General features: G+C 66.7%; 16 protein-coding genes. 5 read left to right on the top strand and 11 right to left on the bottom strand.

Going from position 1 to position 18,041, the window contains the following annotated elements:
- Positions 1–96 precede the first annotated feature (96 nt).
- Positions 97–744, top strand: coding sequence for a class I SAM-dependent methyltransferase (locus ACQP1G_RS14045; protein WP_433203395.1), 648 nt, complete (start codon positions 97–99; stop codon positions 742–744).
- 104 nt (positions 745–848) lie between these two features.
- Positions 849–1,514 carry a histone deacetylase gene (locus ACQP1G_RS14040; RefSeq protein ID WP_433203392.1) on the top strand — a complete coding sequence of 222 codons (666 nt, stop codon included), beginning with the start codon at positions 849–851 and terminating at the stop codon, positions 1,512–1,514.
- 83 nt (positions 1,515–1,597) lie between these two features.
- On the opposite strand, the gene ACQP1G_RS14035 is transcribed toward ACQP1G_RS14040, so the two are convergent.
- The 9 genes from ACQP1G_RS14035 to ACQP1G_RS13995 all read right to left on the bottom strand — a co-directional run bounded on the left by ACQP1G_RS14035 (position 1,598) and on the right by ACQP1G_RS13995 (position 11,659).
- Positions 1,598–2,485: an alpha/beta fold hydrolase gene (locus ACQP1G_RS14035; protein ID WP_433208495.1), complete on the bottom strand. Its 888-nt coding sequence runs from the start codon at positions 2,483–2,485 to the stop codon at positions 1,598–1,600.
- Positions 2,486–2,680: 195 nt separating this feature from the next.
- The gene (locus ACQP1G_RS14030; RefSeq protein WP_433203389.1) at positions 2,681–3,826 is read right to left on the bottom strand and encodes an acyl-CoA dehydrogenase family protein; all 1,146 of its coding nucleotides are present in this window, start codon (positions 3,824–3,826) and stop codon (positions 2,681–2,683) included.
- A gap of 158 nt (positions 3,827–3,984) precedes the next feature.
- Positions 3,985–5,025 carry an alpha/beta hydrolase gene (locus tag ACQP1G_RS14025; RefSeq protein ID WP_433203386.1) on the bottom strand — a complete coding sequence of 347 codons (1,041 nt, stop codon included), beginning with the start codon at positions 5,023–5,025 and terminating at the stop codon, positions 3,985–3,987.
- 67 nt (positions 5,026–5,092) lie between these two features.
- Positions 5,093–5,992 (bottom strand): lysophospholipid acyltransferase family protein, encoded by a 900-nt coding sequence (locus tag ACQP1G_RS14020; RefSeq protein WP_433203383.1) that lies wholly within the window; start codon positions 5,990–5,992, stop codon positions 5,093–5,095.
- A 189-nt stretch (positions 5,993–6,181) separates the two neighbouring features.
- The gene (hflX, locus tag ACQP1G_RS14015; protein ID WP_433208492.1) at positions 6,182–7,648 is read right to left on the bottom strand and encodes a GTPase HflX; all 1,467 of its coding nucleotides are present in this window, start codon (positions 7,646–7,648) and stop codon (positions 6,182–6,184) included.
- Between the two features lie 500 nt (positions 7,649–8,148).
- Positions 8,149–9,027, bottom strand: a complete 879-nt coding sequence (gene dapF, locus ACQP1G_RS14010; RefSeq protein WP_433208489.1) for a diaminopimelate epimerase — start codon at positions 9,025–9,027, stop codon at positions 8,149–8,151.
- Positions 9,028–9,054: 27 nt separating this feature from the next.
- Positions 9,055–9,900 (bottom strand): TrmH family RNA methyltransferase, encoded by an 846-nt coding sequence (locus ACQP1G_RS14005; protein ID WP_433203380.1) that lies wholly within the window; start codon positions 9,898–9,900, stop codon positions 9,055–9,057.
- Positions 9,897–10,814 (bottom strand): tRNA (adenosine(37)-N6)-dimethylallyltransferase MiaA, encoded by a 918-nt coding sequence (gene miaA, locus ACQP1G_RS14000; RefSeq protein WP_433208486.1) that lies wholly within the window; start codon positions 10,812–10,814, stop codon positions 9,897–9,899. Before miaA ends, ACQP1G_RS14005 begins: the two co-directional genes overlap by 4 nt.
- A gap of 56 nt (positions 10,815–10,870) precedes the next feature.
- The gene (locus ACQP1G_RS13995) at positions 10,871–11,659 is read right to left on the bottom strand and encodes a hypothetical protein (RefSeq protein WP_433208483.1); all 789 of its coding nucleotides are present in this window, start codon (positions 11,657–11,659) and stop codon (positions 10,871–10,873) included.
- Between the two features lie 265 nt (positions 11,660–11,924).
- On the opposite strand from ACQP1G_RS13995, the gene ACQP1G_RS13990 reads away from it, so the two are divergent.
- Positions 11,925–13,370, top strand: a complete 1,446-nt coding sequence (locus ACQP1G_RS13990) for a DUF349 domain-containing protein (protein WP_433203377.1) — start codon at positions 11,925–11,927, stop codon at positions 13,368–13,370.
- 154 nt (positions 13,371–13,524) lie between these two features.
- Here the strand turns inward: ACQP1G_RS13990 and ACQP1G_RS13985 are convergent, their stop codons facing one another.
- Positions 13,525–14,106 (bottom strand): Rv2732c family membrane protein, encoded by a 582-nt coding sequence (locus ACQP1G_RS13985; RefSeq protein ID WP_433203374.1) that lies wholly within the window; start codon positions 14,104–14,106, stop codon positions 13,525–13,527.
- Positions 14,107–14,530: 424 nt separating this feature from the next.
- On the bottom strand, positions 14,531–16,087 hold the full coding sequence (miaB, locus tag ACQP1G_RS13980; protein WP_433203371.1) for a tRNA (N6-isopentenyl adenosine(37)-C2)-methylthiotransferase MiaB: 1,557 nt from the start codon (positions 16,085–16,087) through the stop codon (positions 14,531–14,533).
- Positions 16,088–16,339: 252 nt separating this feature from the next.
- On the opposite strand from miaB, the gene ACQP1G_RS13975 reads away from it, so the two are divergent.
- Together ACQP1G_RS13975 and ACQP1G_RS13970 are read left to right on the top strand one after the other, a co-directional pair.
- The gene (locus ACQP1G_RS13975; protein ID WP_433208480.1) at positions 16,340–17,068 is read left to right on the top strand and encodes an amino acid ABC transporter ATP-binding protein; all 729 of its coding nucleotides are present in this window, start codon (positions 16,340–16,342) and stop codon (positions 17,066–17,068) included.
- Between the two features lie 63 nt (positions 17,069–17,131).
- The gene (locus ACQP1G_RS13970) at positions 17,132–17,965 is read left to right on the top strand and encodes a glutamate ABC transporter substrate-binding protein (RefSeq protein WP_433203368.1); all 834 of its coding nucleotides are present in this window, start codon (positions 17,132–17,134) and stop codon (positions 17,963–17,965) included.
- Positions 17,966–18,041 lie beyond the last annotated feature (76 nt).

Below are 18,041 nucleotides of genomic sequence, written 5' to 3'. Positions count from 1 at the left end.
CGTCGCGAATGCGCTCGCGCCCGACGTCACCGGCAAGGGGTTCCCAAATCTGTCTGAGACAACTTAGGCTGGGCTGAGCCTTTCGGAAGGACCCCCATGTCTGCCACGTACCATGCGCCCGCGCGAGCCCTCAACAGGCTGGTGACGCACGGTTGGAACCGGGCCGCGCAGCTCTACAACTTCCCGATTCTGCAGCGCCTGGCCTACCGCCCGCCGCAGGATGAGATCATCGCCCAGTTGCGGCTTGCCGGGGCGCGTCGGATCGCCGATATCGGTTGCGGCACCGGCATTCTCGCCGCGCGCATCGCACACGAACTCCGGCCGGAGGTGGTGTACGGCTGCGATGCGTCGGCGGGAATGTTGAAGCAGGCGAAGACCCGTTCGGACCGGGTGCAGTGGCGCAATCGACAGGCCGAGGATCTCGGGTTGCCCGACGGCGCGGTGCAGGCGGTGGTATCCACGCACGCGTTCCACTTCTTCGACCACGCGGCGGCGCTCGCGGAGTTCCATCGGATCCTCGTTCCCGGCGGGCTGCTCGCGATCGTGATCAATAACCCGCGCGGCCGCTGGGCCATGGCTTTGCAGCCACCCGCGGTACAGGGACTGGCGTACTTTCCGTCGCCGGACGAGATACGCTCGCTGGTCGAGGCGGCCGGATTCACCATCACCGAGCAGCGGCCGGTACGTCGGCCGCTGCCGAATTCGATGGTGCCGGATGTGCTCACGGTGGCCCGGCGCGCCTGAGACAGCCAGACCGCCTGGCGCGCGACGCGGGTAACCCACCCGTGGCATGCTCGGGTTATAGGCGATCCCGACCAGAAGGTGGGTGCGATGCCCAGATCAGCACCGTGACCGCCACGGTGTGGTACGCGTCCTACGGCTCGAATATGCACATGAGCCGCTTTCGCTGCTACCTCGCCGGCGGCACACCCGACGGTGGCGCAGTGACACTGCCCGGCTGTCGTGACCCGGCCGATCCGCTCCGATCCGTGCCGATCACGCTCCCCGGCCTGCAATACTTCGCCACCGAATCGCTGACCTGGACCGGCGGCCGCGCCTTCTATGATCCGGACGTCCCCGGCGAAACCGCCGCCCGCGCCCACCTCGTCACCATCGCCCAGTTCTCCGATATCGCCGCCCAGGAGATGTACCGAGCACCCGGCACCGATCTGGACCTCACCGACGCGATCACCAACGGCCGCCTCACCTTGGGCCCCGGCCGCTACGAAACTCTTGTCTACACCGGCACTTTCGAAGGCCACCCCATCCTCACCATCACCGCGCCCTGGCGCTACACCGACCTCCCCGGCAACCCGCCATCGGCCGCCTATATCCGCCATCTCGCGGCGGGCCTCACCGAATCCCACGGCTGGACCGTCGAGGAAATCGCCACCTACCTCACCACCCGCCCGGGCGCGGATCTCGGCTGGCCCCCCGGGACCATCGCCACCCTGCTCGGCGGTCAGGCCACTCGGATGGAAGCCGAGACGATCACGCCGTCGCGAACGACGTAGTAGCCCGCGAACATCCGATACGTGCCGTCGGATTGCCCTCGATCTGCGCGTCCAGGATCTGGACATCGGGAGAAGCGTCCTAGCTAGTCGGCGTCGCGGCCCGCGATGCGCAAGATCTCCTCGACGATCAACTCCGGCTCGGTGAACATGATGAGATGACCTGAGCGCTGCGCCTCGACCAGCCGACCGGCGGGAAAGGCGGCCGCGGTGCGGCGATGGGCGGCGGTCAGCGCCGTTCGGGTGAGCTTGTCGAGCCGTGGCAGTTTCGTGCCGGTGATGACGCTGACATCGAGGGCACCGAGTTCATGCGGCTGTTCGCGGAGTTCTCGCAAACCCGCGCTGAATTGGTCCTGTTCGGCGATCATGGTTCGCGCGGCCCGCATCGTGAAATCCTCGGCGCGATGGTCAGCGGCGATATCGGCGGGTTGTTTACCGCCCATCCGGCTGCCGAGTAGCCGGTAGAGGCCGGACCCGGCGAGTGTGGGCATCAGGACCCGGGTCATCGCGTACCGTTTTTCGGCCGAAGGCAGGAAATACAGGTCGCAATTCTCATCGCTCTGATCGACCAGCACGATGCCCTGAATGCCGGCGGGATTCGCCCTCGCGGCGACGCGGACGATGGGACCGCCCCAACTGTGCCCGACGAGAATGAACGGGCCCTGCCCCAGTTCCCGCAGGACGGCGGTCAGATCGTCGGCCATCCGGTCGAGCGTGCGCGGTTGTGGATCGTCATCGCTGCGCCCGGTCCCGGCCCGATCGTAGACAACAGCGCGCACGCGCTCGGCGACTACCGGCTGCACAAGCCCCCAGATCGACCGTGAGAAACCCATGCCGGACTCGAATACGACGGTCGGACTACCCGATCCGCGCACCATATAGTGCAGCCGACGGCCATCGGTTGTCGTCGCGAACGCGCTTGTCCCGAAGGTGTGTACCTCTTGGCGCCCCTGCCCGGCGACCCGCTCGATCACTGTGCCCAACCCGTCTTCCGTCGATGGTCCGCGGAGCCGCTGTGCCTGCCGCTCGAGCCTCGATGGCCCGCTTACAGGACTAGACAACTTCGACCGTCGATGCAAACCGATCCGCGATCGGACGAGTCGACCTCGACGGAAACTCCAGCCGGAGGCAGGACGAACGCCACCGACTGGAGTCGAAACCGACTGCGGTCAGGACAGTTTCAGCGAACGCCCGATGATTTCCTTCATGATCTCGGTGGTGCCGCCGTAGATGGTCTGGACGCGAGCATCCATGTAGGCCTTGGCGATCGGGTATTCCTTCATGTAGCCGTAGCCGCCGTGCAATTGCAGGCAGCGGTCGATGAGGTCGATCTGCTCCTCGGTGCTCCACCACTTGGCCATCGCGGCATCCTCGACCGAGAGCTTGCCCGCGTTGAGGTCTTCGATGAAACGGTCGACCAGGACGCGGACGGCGGTGGTCTTGGTCGCCAGTTCGGCGAGCACGAAGCGAGTGTTCTGCAGTGCGCCGATGGGCTTGCCGAAGGCCTTGCGGTCGCGGACGTACTGGATGGTCATCTCCAGGCAGGCCTCCATGGCCGCGGCCGCCATGACGGCGATCGACAGGCGTTCCTGCGGCAGATTGTGCATCAGGTGGATGAAGCCCATGCCCTCGGTGCCGAGCAGGTTCTTGCCTGGGACGCGGACATCGGTGAAGCTCAACTCGGCGGTGTCCTGCGCCTTGAGGCCGAGCTTGTCGAGATTGCGACCGCGTTCGAAGCCGGGCATGCCGCGTTCCACGACGAGCAGGCTGAAGCCCATCGCACCCTTGGTCGAATCGGTCTGGGCGACGACGATGATGATATCGGAGTTGATGCCGTTGGTGATGAAGGTCTTGGCGCCGTTGAGGATCCAGTCGTCGCCGTCCTTGACCGCGCGGGTCTTGATGCCCTGGAGGTCGGAGCCGGTACCGGGTTCGGTCATGGCGATGGCGGTGATGATCTCGCCGGAACAGAAGCCGGGCAGCCAGCGCTGCTTCTGCTCGTCATTGGCGAGTTCGAGCAGGTAAGGGGCGATCACATCGTTGTGCAGGGCGAAGCCGAGACCCGAGTATTGGCCGCGGACGGATTCCTCGGCCACGATGGCGTTGTAGCGGAAGTCCTTGACCCCGCCGCCGCCGTACTCCTCCGGCATGGCCATGCCGAGGAATCCCTGTTTACCGGCCTCGAGCCAGACCTCGCGATCGACGATGCCCTGCTCTTCCCACTTCGCGTGATTCGGCGCGACGTGCTGATCGAGAAACTTGCGGAACGACTCCCGGAACAGCTCGTGTTCGGGTTCGAACAGTGTGCGCTCCACGCCAACCTCCTAGTGACCACACGGCCGGTCCACACCGACCCGTCGTTGCTACATACGGTACCCGGAACGAGAACCATCGTTTACTTCTGGTCCAGAAATCGTGGTCTCACCTGGACCGGCGGAGGCAATTCTGCGAGCCGATCGGCAAACAGGGCCGATCAGGCAGGCAGCCCGAGCCCCTGCGCGAGCACCGGCCATGAGGCCTTCAGCGCGTCCTCCCAGTAACCCCAGGAGTGGGTTCCGCTGCCCTGGATGTCATAGGTGGCCGGGATGCCGAGTTGGTTGAGCCGGTTCTGCAGATTGTGCGTGCAGTAGTTGCTCGCGGCCTCGATCGGGCCGCCGACGGCGAGCTGGTTGGCGAGGCCAATGACACCGGGCAGAGTGTGCGGGCCGTTGAGCTTATCCCACCGGCCCGGCATACCGCTGCCGTCGGAGATGAACAGGTTCAGGCCGCGCAGCTGGTCGGCGTGCACGTATGGGTCGTTCGCGGCCCACATCGGATCATCTTGCGGCCCATACATATTCGCCGAATCTCCACCGCCCAACGCGACTACGGTATTGGCGAAGTTGTAGCCGACCGGATCGGAGATCTGCGCGCAACCACTGTAGGCGCCCACCGATTTGTAGAGGCCCGGCGCGGCAATCGGCAGCTGCAGCACCGACGTGCCCGACATCGACAGGCCCGCGATCGCATTGGTGCCGTTCGCGCCGAGCCCGCTGTCGATGAGCGGCGGCAACTCCTCGGTGAGGAAGGTCTTCCACTTGTTCACGCCGAGCACCGGATCCCGTGCTCGCCAGTCGGTGTAGTAGCTCCACTTGCCGCCGACTGGTGTGATCACATTCACATTTTTGTCGTCGAAGAACTGCGCGGCATCGGTCTGCTCCTGCCAGGTCGCCTCGTCTTCACCGCCGCCCGCGCCATTGAGCAGGTACAGGGTCGGGCGCGGGACCGAGGTGTCGGCGGGACGCTGCACCTGGATCTCGATGTTCTTGCCCATGGCGGCCGAATACACCTGCAGGGTCAGATTGCGGCCATCCCTGACCGCGACCTCGGCGACATGGGAGCCATCGGATGAGCGTGGCGAGGCCAGCAGTTTGCCGGATGAGGTGATCGGATCCGCCGAGGCAGATGCGAGGAATCCGCCCGATGCGGCGGGGAATCCCACCAGCACCGCGGCTACACCCGCTACTGCCGCCATTCGCCCTCTCGTACCAACCATTCGGTCAGCGTAAAGGAGAGTTACTGACAAATAACTGAGAGCAGACTCAGAACAGACTGCGCAGTCGGCCGAGCAGGGTGCGACCCGGATCACGATCGCGCTCACTGAACAGGAACCGCAGTTCCTCCTCGAGTTCCTTGCGCACCACGTCACGCAATTCCACCGCGGCCGCATGCTTATCGGCTGCGTCCCGCCATGGCGTCGGATCGATCGGCGCACCGGCGGAGAAGTAGAAGCGCTCGGGGCGTGGGATGCCGGTTGGGCCGACGCCTCGGATCAGCGGCGGCGTCAGCTCACGGTTCAGGCCGAGTGCCTCGACGGCCCAGCGCAGCGGACGCATGACCGGATGGTCGCCGTCGAAGACGATGTCGTAGGCATCGTCGACACCGATCATCGCCACCGGCACGATCGGCGCGCCCGCTTCGATCGCCATATGCGCGAAGCCGGAGCGACCCTCCCATTTGAGGACGTACTTTTCGTTCTTGTGGCGCACCGCTTCTCGGCCGCCGCCAGGAAAGACGATGACAGCTTCGCCGCGGGCCAGCAGCGCGAGGCAGTTGCGGCGATTGCCGCGCACCGTGCCGAAATGGTGCAGCAGCTGACGGATGCCGGGCACGTTGATGAGCACGTTCTCGGCGAGCCCGCGGATCAGCCGCCCGCGACGGCGCAGCACCTCGGGCAGCAACAGCGGCGCATCGATACCGCCCATCAGATTGTGGTTGCCGACCAGCAAGACCGGGCCCTCGGCCGGAATATTCTCCAGGCCGTAGAACCGCGGACTCGTCCACGCACGCAGCGGCGCGAGCAGCGTGTCGAGCACCCGCATATCGGTGTCGGTGAGCGAAACCGATAGTGGCGCACCGTCGCTCAGCACGGGCGTGGCGAGCGCCGAATCACCGGAGCGCCGATCACCGGAATCGGCCGCACCGGAGTGGTCATGCGACATTGAACCCTCCTGATGTCGATTCGATGACGATAGCGCAACGAATTCGCCTGTGTCGCACTGGATGTGCCCGGGATACGCTACCGACCGGCCGGTCTGTCAACGACCTGGGCCGACGCCGCTGCGTCCTCCACCGACCAGCGACTGCCATCAGCGATATCACCGGCTGCTCGCCGGTCGCTGGCCGCCAACTCAGTGCGCGGACCCATCGGTCTCGACTGCACCCGATCCATGGGTTTGCGCCGAACCACCGGCGTGCGCGTACTGCGACAGTGCCGCGGCCAGTGCGTGCGGAACTCGCGCATGAACCCTGGTGCCGCCCTCTTCGTGCTCGGAAGTGGTGATGCGCCCATCCGCGTGGATGCGGGCGAGCAGATCGCCGCGGGTGTACGGCAGCAGCACGCTGATCTCGACATCGAGGCCACCCAGCACTTCCGCCAGGCGCTCGCGCAGTTCGTCGATACCGGTGCCCTTGTGCGCGGATACATAGGACGCGTCGGGCAGCATGGCGCGCAACCGGGTGAGCTCGACGGTGTCGACGGCATCGATCTTGTTGACCACCAACAGTTCCGGCGGCGCTGGCGTGCCCGACTGCTTGATCACATCGGTGATCACCTCGCGGACCGCCTTGATCTGTTCGGCGGGCAGCGCGTCGGAGCCGTCGACGACGTGCAACAGCAGATCGGCGCCGGTCACCTCCTCCAGGGTCGATCGGAACGCCTCGACCAACTGGGTCGGCAGATGCCGCACGAAACCGACGGTGTCGGTGAAGACGACCTCGCGGCCGTCGTCCAGTTCGGCACGGCGGGTGGTCGGATCCAGGGTCGCGAACAGTGCGTCCTGGACCAGCAGGCCCGCGCCGGTCAGCGCGTTCATCAAACTGGATTTGCCCGCATTCGTGTAGCCGACGATCGCCACCGACGGGATACCGCTGGAGGTGCGGCGCGCCCGCTTGGTGTCGCGTGCGGTTTTCATCTCGCGAATCTCGCGGCGCAGCTTGGCCATTCGCTCGCGGATGCGACGGCGGTCGGTCTCGATCTTGGTCTCACCGGGACCACGCAGACCCACACCACCACCGTTGCCACCCGCACGACCACCGGCCTGGCGGGACATGGACTCACCCCAGCCGCGCAGTCGCGGCAGCATGTATTCCATCTGGGCCAGCGAGACCTGCGCCTTGCCCTCGCTGGAGGTCGCGTGCTGGGCGAAGATATCGAGGATCAGCGCGGTCCGGTCGATCACCTTGACCTTGACGACCTTCTCCAGCGCGGTCAGCTGCGCGGGTGTCAGTTCACCGTCGCAGATCACCGTGTCGGCACCGGACTCGAGCACCACGGCGCGCAGTTCGTCGGCCTTACCGGAACCGATGTAAGTGGCCGGGTCCGGCTTGTCACGACGTTGGATCAACGCCTCCAGGACCTCCGAACCAGCGGTCTCGGCCAGTGCGGCCAGTTCGGCCATGCTCGCCTCGGCCTGGGTGGCGGTGCCCGCGGTCCAGACCCCGACCAGCACGACCCGTTCCAGGCGCAGCTGCCGGTACTCGACCTCGGTGATATCGGTGAGCTCGGTGGACAGACCCGCGACCCGCCGTAGCGAGGAGCGTTCGTCGAGCTGCATCTCGCCGACCGTCGGATCAGCGGTCCACCCGGACCGCTTCATCCGCGCGGCGTGCTCGGCTACTACGTCACCGGTGTCTTCCGTCGTGTCCTCGACGGCCTCGACGAAGTCATTGTCGTCGGCGGCCGGAGTGAATTCATAAGTCTTTGATTTCGTCATACAACATCCATGCTGCCACGTCAGCCGACGTATGCGCATTCGGTTATCCCCCGACACGGCCGACGCCGGTGGTTCTGCCCCCGATTCGGGCGACCCCTCGACCCCGATACGGTGTCCGCGGTTCGGCTACCAGCGAACGGCGGACCGAATCCGCAGGTCGTGATCCCAGTCCGATATCACCGCTCAGCTCCGGGTATTGGGCGACCACCCCGATCGTGGGAGTGGCCCCGCTGAGGTTGTCCACGGTGGTACCGAAGATTCGGTGTGCGCTGATGGTTGTCGATGCCGATGGCATCGACAGTCGCCGTTCTCGGTACCGGCTGTGATGTCCGAGCACTGCGGAGCGCGTAGGCCGGTGTGGACCGAGGCCACGCGAGTATCGGCTAAGCGGACTTCCACCAGTTTTCGGCGATCCGACCGGTCGCCACCAGTACCGATGGGCCGCGCAACCATGCCGCACCGTCGGCGAGGCGGACGGTGACCGTACCGCCGGGGACCCGGACCCGGACCTCGCCGCTGTCGGTGGCGATGTGGAAACCGTCGGCAGCCAAGGCAGCTGCCGCGGCGGCGACGGTTCCGGTTCCACAGGACCGGGTTTCGCCGACGCCGCGTTCGTAGACGCGCATATCGACCGCACCGTCGACCAGTCCGGTCAGAATCTCGACATTCACACCCTGCGGGAACAGATCCGGGTCGAATCCGGGGGCGACGGTGAGGTCGAGTTTGGCGAGCGCGTCAGCGGACAGGCTCGCGTCGACGCAGGCCAGGTGCGGATTGCCTACATCGATGCCGATGCCGGGAAGCGCCCAGCCACCGATGGTGGCGGTCGACGCGCCCAATTCGCGCACGATACCCATACCGACAGTGACCTCGCCGTTGACCGGCCCGGCACTGTGCACGGTGACCGGACGGGCCCCGGCTCGACTGCCGACGACATAGTCCGACCGCGCCTCGAGCCCGTTGGCCGCGAGATAATGCGCGAATACCCGCACCCCGTTGCCGCACATCTCGGCGATCGAGCCGTCGGCATTGCGGTAATCCATGAACCAGTCGGACTCGGCGACACCCTCCGGGATCTCCGCTAGCACACCCGCATCCCGCAGCGCACCCGCGCGCGCCACCCGCAGTACACCGTCCGCGCCGAGTCCGCGCTGGCGATCGCACAGCGCGGCCACCCGGTCCGCGGTCAGGTCCAGTTGGACCTGCGGATCGGGCAACACCACGAAATCGTTCTGGGTGCCGTGGCCCTTGGTGAACTCGATATCCGACACGTCGCGAATTCTCCCTGCTTATCGTCCTCGAACCAACGTACGGCGCTGCCGCGAAATTTCGTACAGCGCGACCGCGGCGGCCGAAGGCGCGCCGAGCGAGCTGACGGTCCCGCCCATCGGGATGTAGACCATATCGTCGCAGGCCTGCTGCCAGGCCGCGCTCATGCCGCTGGTCTCATTGCCGAGGACCAGGATGGTCGCCTCGGTGAAGTCGTAGTCGAAGACCGCGTCCGCGCCGTTCTCATCGGTGCCGACGATGCGAGTCGGGATACCGCGCCGCACCTGCCGGTCCCGGAATTCGAGTACCTGCGCGGGCCCGGCCGCACGGAATACCGGCATGGCGAATAGCGAACCGGTGGACGCGCGCACCGCCTGCGGGTCGTATTGATCGGCGCCGTGGCCGGCGACGATGATGCCGCTGGCGCCGAACGCGTCGGCGGAGCGGATAAGTGTGCCGAGATTGCCCGGCGAGTTGGGGCGGTCGAAGACCACCATGACCGGTGGTGCGGCATCACCGGGTTCGCCGGGTTCGAAGGTGTCGAGCTCGGCGTGCTTCGATACCGCGACGGCCACCAATTCCGGTATACTGCTGGACTTTTCGCCGAGTTCGGCCATCAGTTCCGGAACCAGGCCGACCTGCGGTACGCCGCTGGTCTCCAATAGTTCGCGCGCCCAATTCGACAGATCGGGCGTGCCGAGCCGGTAGAGCATCGTTTCCAGCGGCCAGTCGTTGGCGATCGCCTGGGTGATCGGACGCACGCCCTGCACCAGGAAACGGCCGTCGCGGTGGCGTTTGGTGCGGTTGTTCAGATACGCCTGCCACACCTGCACCGAGGCATTGCGGGTACTCACACGACGTGTCACTGCGGCGTCCGTTCCTTCTCGAGCAAAGACAGTGCGGTCGCGACCAGATCGGGATCGGCGCCGTCCACCCAACGCACCCTGGGATCGCGGCGGAACCACGACCGCTGCCGCCGCACGTAGCGCCGGGTGCCGATCAGGGTGCGCTCTTGTGCGTGGTTCAGGTCGTATTCGTTGTCCAGATATGACAGGACTTGTGCGTAGCCGATCGCCCGGCGCGCCGTGACACCCTCGCGCAGGCCTCGAGCGATCAGACCGCGGACCTCGTCGACGAGACCGGCCTCGAACATCCGCGCGGTGCGCAGTTCGATCCGCGCGTCGAGTTCGGCCGTCTCGCGGTCGACGCCGATGATCACGGTCTCCCAGCGCGGGTGTCCGATGGCGGGCGCCGAGGCCGCGAACGGACGGCCGGTGAGTTCGACGACCTCGAGCGCGCGCACCATGCGGCGCCCGTCGGTGGGCAGGATGGTCGCCGCGGCGGCCGGATCGGCCGATCGCAATGCTTCGTGCACCGCGCCGACGCCACGCTCGGCCAGCAGGTCCTCCCAGCGCGCGCGGACCGCGGGGTCGGTCGCCGGAAACTCCCACTCATCGAGCAGCGCTTGGACATACATCATCGACCCGCCGACGATGATCGGGGTGCGCCCGCGGGCCATGATCTCGCGCACGTCCACGCTCGCGGCGGCCTGGTAGGCGGCGACGGTCGCGGTTTCGGTTATGTCGAGGACATCGAGTTGGTGATGCGGGATGTCACGGCGTTCGGCCGGAAGGAGTTTCGCGGTGCCGACGTCCATGCCGCGGTAGAGCTGCATCGCGTCGATGTTCACGATTTCGCCGCCGAGTCGTTCGGCAAGATCGAGACCGAGATCGGATTTGCCGGTGGCGGTGGGGCCGACGACGGCGATCGGGACTATCACATTGCCGGACACCGGGTCCACCGGCGCCGAGCCGGTCGGATGCGAGTCCGAGTCGGTCACGAATCACCTCCCGATGCACTCGGCCGCCAGACGCTCACCTGATACCCAACGCCGAACGGGGCATCGCTGTACAGGGTTTCGACGTAAGGGGCTTTCGAATCCGCGGCGAACAATCCAGCGAGCACCTGGTAGGCCGCTCGCCCGGATAGCGCCAGCTCGGCACACAATGCCGGATCCAAGGCGAGCAGTCCGGTCGTATCACCTGCAGCCAGCGCTCGGTCCAACTCGCGCTGCACGTCGGCGGCGCGCTCGTCGAGATAGCCGGGCGCCTTGAGGGTCAAGGTCGCGGCGCCGTCGGCAACCACCAAGACGCCCGTCGGTTCGGGCGAGCCGTCCAGAGCGCTACGCAGGTCCGCGCCGATCCGGGCGCACCGATCGGCGGGGGTATCGGCGGCGACCAGCGTGGTCGGGGCGACCGCCGCGGGTGCGATCCGGCCACGCAACCACCCGGCGATAAGGGCGGGCAGCGGCTGCTGCGGATCCGCTGTGCCAGGAGTGTGCTGGGCTCGCGACAGCGCGGCGTCGGACAGCGCGACCTGGACGTCTGCACCGAAACCGCGGAAGGTGCCGACCGTGTTCTGGCCAACGACCTGCGCGCCTGCACCCACACCGATGACCGTCCAGCGCCGAGTCGTCGCGGCCAACGCGCCGACCGCGGTGAGCGCGGCCGCGCGTAACACGGCTGGCGCATCGTCGGGATCCGCCCCGGCCGCATGCGCCGAACCGCCGCAGAGCTCGGGCACCAGGATCGGCGGCGACGGGACCAGGGCCGCAATGGAGAACACGCCGTAACCGTAGTCGTTGGCCGAATGAGCGATCCACATCGCCGTCGCCGCCCCGCACAACGTCCGGCTTCGAGTGTCTCTGCCGCAAACTTGGCCGAGATTGATAGTGTTCGAGGTGCTACAACCCAGGTCATCACGGGTTGATTTCCCTGGGAATCATCAGTCGGAGGGTATTGATCGATGGTTTACAGGGCTCGGACCGGGTTCAATGGAGTGAGCTAGGGCGTAACCAGGCAGCCGTGACGCGCGGCAGGGACGAGGAGCAATGAGCGACAGCAATGGAACGGCGAAAGCGACCCCAGGCAGCACGCCGCGCCCCTCGGATGCTCCGAAGGCCGCTGCCCCCAAACCTTCCGCCGCCCCGAAACCATCCGCGGTCCCGAAACCATCCGCGGCCCCCAAACCAGGTGGGTCGACAGCACATCCGAAGCCGCATGCGATCAAGCCAGCGCCGGGTCCGGCCGCCCAACATCCGCATCCCGTCGTCGTCCCGACCGTCAGCGATCCCAGCGCCTGGGGCCGTGTCGACGACGACGGCACCGCCTGGGTGAAGACCGCCGACGGCGAGCACGTCGTCGGGTCCTGGCAGGCCGGTGACGCCACCGAGGGGCTGGCGCACTTCGGCCGCCGGTTCGATGATCTGGCCACCGAGGTGGCGCTGCTCGAGGCGCGGCTGGCCGCTGGCGCGGATGCCCGCAAGACCAAGGCCGCCGCGGTCACCATCGCCGAATCGCTGCCGACCGCGGCCGTTATCGGCGATATCGACGGGCTGGCGCGACGGCTGCAGGCCATTGCCGAACACTCCGAAGAGGCGGCGGCGCACGCCAAGGAGGAGAAGGAAAAGGCCAGGCACGAGCACACCGAGCGCAAGGAAGCGCTATGCGCCGAGGCCGAGAAGATCGCCACCGAATCCACCCAGTGGAAGGCCGCGGGCGATCGACTGCGCGAAATCCTCGACGAGTGGAAATCGATTCGCGGGGTGGACCGCAAGGTCGACGACGCGCTGTGGAAGCGCTACTCCAAGGCACGCGAGGCGTTCAATCGGCGCCGTGGCGCACACTTCGCTGAACTCGACCGCGAGCGCGCGGCCGCGAAGACGCGTAAGGAAGAACTCTGCGTGCGCGCCGAGGAGCTCTCCGGCTCCACCGACTGGGTCGGCACGGCCGGTGTGTTCCGCGATCTGCTCGCCGAGTGGAAGGCCGCTGGCCGGGCGCCGCGCGAGGCCGACGAGGCGCTGTGGCGGCGGTTCAAGAGCGCCCAGGATGTTTTCTTCGCGGCGCGCAATGCCGCCGTCTCCGAACGCGACGCCGAGTTCGAGCACAATGCCGCCGCCAAGGAAGAGCTGCTGCGCGCATACGAGCACATCGATCCCGCCAACGGCCTGGACTCGGCGCGCGCCGCACTGCGCGAACTGCAGGACAAGTGGGACGAGGTCGGCAAGGTGCCGCGCGAGCGCATCCAGGAGCTGGAAGGCAAGCTGCGCACGATCGAAAAGCGAGTCCGCGACGCGGTGGACGCCCAGTGGCGGCGCACCGATCCGGAGGCAATGGCGCGAGCCGCACAGTTCCGCGAGCGGGTGGCCCAGTTCGAGGAGCAAGCCGCCAAGGCAACCGCCGCGGGGAACAAGCGTGATGCCGAGAAGGCGCTGGAGCAGGCCAAGCAGTGGCGTGAATGGGCCGACGCCGCGGAAGGCGCCGTCAGCAACCGCTGACGACCGCCGCCCGCCCGCCGAAGGCGTGCGGCACCTCGTCGAGCCGACTGCGCTGAGCATGCCCTTTTAGGTGGCAGAAGTTGCCAGATTCGGCGGAAAGGTGCCCGCTCAACGCCGCTTCGGCGCGGCGGCCCGCTCGAGCGGGCTATCGGGTTCAGGAATCGCCGGTGAGGCGGCGTCGATCGCGCTCCTCGGCGGCGGCCGCGGCATTTCGGCGCTGTTCTTCGGCGGCGAGTTGCAGTGTGGTGCGGCTCCAGACGACGCGGATCCAGTGGAATGTCAGGACGATGATGGCAATCGCGCCGAGGATCAGGCCGACGCCGGGGCCCGCGCCGTGATAGTTGCCGAGGCCGGGAGTCTGGCGGTGCCAGATCGAGAAGACACCGAAGACGCTGCCGATGGCGGAACCGGCGACGGCGATCCACGCGAGCACCCAGCGGCGGGTCATCAGCGCGAGCAGCGAGAAGCCGATGCCGAACAGGACGGCGAACCAGACGAAGATTCGCGATGGCAGACCGATGTGCTCCGCGCGAGCCGCGTCGGTGCCGAGCAACACATCGAATCCCCTGGCGCCCCCGGCGTGCGACAGCACCAACGACAGCAGCAGCAGGAATACCGCCCCCGCGACAACCAGCGCGCGCACGCCAGGATCGATCTCTCCGGCGATGCGCCGCTCGACGGCGTCGAGTTCTTCCTTGAACTGCTCGAAGTCGTTGCTGCTGTCGACCGAGTTCACTGAGCCCTCGTTCCCTTCGGCTGATTCGTGATCCGCTGCCCTATCCGCGTCCACTGTGCCATCAGCACGCTCAGCACCCTCAGCCGCCCCACTACGTCCGGTAGTACTTACTTTTTTGTCACTCGACCCCGACGCCGGAATGCCTGTGGCACTGCCCTCGTCCGGGGTCGACGAGCCGCTGCCGTATTCGCGGCCGGACGCCGGATCGACCCCCTCGACTCCCCGCGCCGCGTTATCCGCTTCGGCACCAGCCGAATTCGATGCGGACGAACTCACCCCAGGCGCACCGTGTTCGCGACCGGACGCGGCGTCCGCTCCCCCAGCACGTCGCGTCGGGTCGTCGCCGTTGTCACCCGGCCGGATGCTCACAGATCCACCTTGCTGCCGGTGACCACCAAGGGAGCGGCCCCTATGGTTCGCATGCTCATACGCCGCAACCGGTGGAGCAGCCCGCGGCTGCCGGTTCCGGCGCGGGGGCACCGATGCGGGGTAGGCCGAGGCCGACGCCGATGGGTTCGGTCTTCGGGGTAATGCCGCGTTCATGGGCGTCGCCCGCGCGGGTGCGGCGGTGCGATTTGATGGCCGAGTCGGCGATCAGGTGGTGCGGGGCCGCGTCGGTGATGTCGACGGTGATGATGTCGCCGGGGCGGATCTTCTCGGCCGCGCTGTCGGGGCGGAAGTGCACGAGCCTGCCGTCGCGGGCGCGGCCGCTCATGCGGGCGGTCGCGGCGTTCTTCTTACCCGCGCCCTCGGCGACGAGCAGTTCGACCTCGGTGCCGATCAGCGCGCGGTTCGCGTCGAGGGAGATCTCCTCCTGCAGCACGATCAGCCGGTCATAGCGTTCCTGGACCACCGCCTTCGGCAGCTGGTCGGCCATATCCGCGGCCGGTGTGCCGGGGCGCTTGGAGTACTGGAAGGTGTAGGCGCTGGTGAACCGCGCCTGACGGACCACATCCAGGGTCTCCTGGAAGTCCTCCTCGGTTTCGCCGGGGAAGCCGACGATGATGTCGGTGGTGATCGCGGCATGCGGCATCGCGGTACGCACCTTCTCGATGATGCCGAGGTAGCGCGCCTTGCGATAGGAGCGGCGCATCGCCTTGAGGACCCGATCCGAACCGGACTGCAGCGGCATGTGCAGCTGCGGGCAGACATTGGAGGTCTCGGCCATCGCCTCGATCACGTCATCGGTGAATTCGGCCGGATGCGGCGAGGTGAAACGAACCCGCTCCAGCCCGTCGATCCGTCCGGCCGCGCGCAACAGTTTGGCGAATGCGCCGCGGTCGCGTGCCTCGTCGGGATCGGCGAAGGAGGCGCCGTAGGAGTTCACATTCTGGCCGAGCAGCGTGACTTCCAGCACGCCCTGGTCGACCAGCGCCTGCACCTCGGCGAGCACATCACCTGGACGGCGGTCGACCTCCTTGCCGCGCAGCGACGGCACGATGCAGAACGTGCAGGTGTTGTTGCAGCCCACCGAGATGGAAACCCAGCCAGCATAGGCGGATTCGCGCTTGGCGGGCAGGCTGGACGGGAATGCCTCCAGCGATTCCAGGATCTCCACCTGCGCCTCGGCATTGTGGCGGGCCCGCTCCAGCAGCACCGGCAACGAGCCGATGTTGTGAGTGCCGAACACCACATCCACCCACGGCGCCTTGCGCACGACGGTGTCGCGGTCCTTCTGCGCCAGGCAGCCGCCGACGGCGATCTGCATACCGGGCCGGTCGGCCTTGATCGGCGCGAGGTGGCCGAGGGTGCCGTAGAGCTTGTTGTCAGCGTTCTCGCGCACCGCGCAGGTATTGAAGACGACGAGGTCGGCCGTCGCGCCGGGCGCGGCCTTCACATAACCCGCATCCTCGAGCAGGCCCGACAAGCGTTCGGAATCGTGCACGTTCATCTGGCAACCGAAGGTGCGGACCTCGTAACTGCGCGTGCCGCCGTCGGCCGAAGGTGCGGGAGACAACACTGCCTGTCCGATCGAATCCACCCATCCAGGGTACGGGGGCGGGCAATGCGGGCTTTCAGCGCATCGGCGCAGGCTCTGGGCCCCGGCCGGGCGGCATCGGAAGGGTTACAGCGCGGTGTCGTATCGGCGCGGCGTGACGGTGTGTCGCCGAAACCCGGGCAAATCGCCGTTTTCCGCTTAAGGTCTTGGACCATGACCGACGACGCCACCGCACCCGACACAATCGGGTTGGCCAACACCGGGGACGCCAGCATCACCGCCACAAGCGCGCCGATGATTTCGATGCGCAATGTGGAAAAGCACTTCGGTGATCTCCACGTGCTGCGCGATATCAACCTCGAAGTCCCCAAGGGGCAGGTCGTCATCGTTCTCGGACCCTCGGGGTCCGGGAAGTCGACGCTGTGCCGCACCATCAACCGACTGGAGCCCATCGACTCCGGCGATATCGCCATCGACGGCGTACCGCTGCCCGCCGAGGGCCGCGCGCTTGCCGCACTGCGCGCCGATGTCGGCATGGTGTTCCAATCGTTCAACCTCTTCGCGCATAAGACGATCGTCGAGAACGTGATGCTCGCGCCGCTGAAGGTTCGCAAGGTGAAAAAGGAGGGCGCCCGCAAGCGCGCGATGGAGCTGCTCGAGCGCGTGGGCATCGCCAACCAGGCCGAGAAGTATCCGGCGCAGCTCTCCGGCGGCCAGCAGCAACGTGTGGCCATCGCCCGCGCGCTGGCGATGAGCCCGAAGGTGATGCTGTTCGACGAGCCGACCTCGGCATTGGACCCGGAGATGGTCAACGAGGTACTCGACGTCATGGTGTCGCTGGCCAAGGAGGGGATGACGATGCTCGTCGTCACCCATGAGATGGGCTTCGCGCGCAAGGCGGGCAATCGCGTGCTGTTCATGGCGGACGGGCTGATCGTCGAGGACGACACACCCGAGGTGTTCTTCACCGCGCCGAAGTCCGACCGCGCCAAGGATTTCCTCGGCAAGATTCTGAGTCACTGAACCGAGTAATTACCGCAACCGTTAATACCTCGGCCACAAACCACCAGAGGGAGAAGGAACTCGATGAGGATCAACCGTTCGCTTCGACTCGGCATCGGGGCGGTAGCCCTGATGCTGGCCGCCACGACCGCCGCCTGTGGCGGTGGTAGCGACAAGACCGCACTCGACAACGCCAAGGACGGAAAGCTCACCGTCGGCATCAAGTTCGACCAGCCGGGCCTCGGCCTGCGCAATAAGGACGGCTCCTACAGCGGCTTCGACGTCGAGGTCGCCAAGTACGTCGCCGGCAAACTCGGTGTGAAGCCGGAGAACATCACGTTCAAGGAATCCCCGTCCGGACAGCGCGAGACGCTGATCGAGAACGGTCAGGTCGACTACATCGTCGCGACCTACTCGATCAACGACGCACGTAAGCAGAAGGTCGACTTCGCCGGACCGTACTACGTTGCGGGCCAGTCGCTTTTGGTGAAGGCCGACAACAACGGCATCAATGGACCCGATGATCTGAAGGGCAAGAAGGTCTGCTCGGTGAAGGGCTCCACCCCGGCCCAGAACATCGAGAAGAACTACCCGGGCACCCAACTGCAGACCAACGACACCTACTCGCTGTGCCTCGAGGGCCTGCAGGCGGGTTCGTACGACGCGGTGACCACCGACGACATCATCCTGGCCGGTTACGCCGCGCAGAGCGCGGGCACGTTCAAGGTCGTCGGCAAGCCGTTCACCACGGAGAACTACGGCATCGGCCTCAAGAAGGGCGATAAGGAACTGCGCAACAAGGTCAATGACGCGATCGAGGCGATGATCGCGGACGGTTCCTGGAAGAAGGCGTTCGACTCCACGGTCGGTGCCTCCGGCTACCAGGCGCCGACGCCGCCGACGGTGAACCGGTACTGAGATGCCTGATCGGGTGGCCCGTACCGGGCCACCCGATCGCTTCGCTACGAGCACCCCTGTACATCGCGCGCGGAAG

Source organism: Nocardia sp. CA-107356 (assembly GCF_050946365.1).
Classification (GTDB): domain Bacteria; phylum Actinomycetota; class Actinomycetes; order Mycobacteriales; family Mycobacteriaceae; genus Nocardia.
Note: the sequence above shows the minus strand (reverse complement) of the source record. Positions and strands in the feature narration are given on the sequence as shown.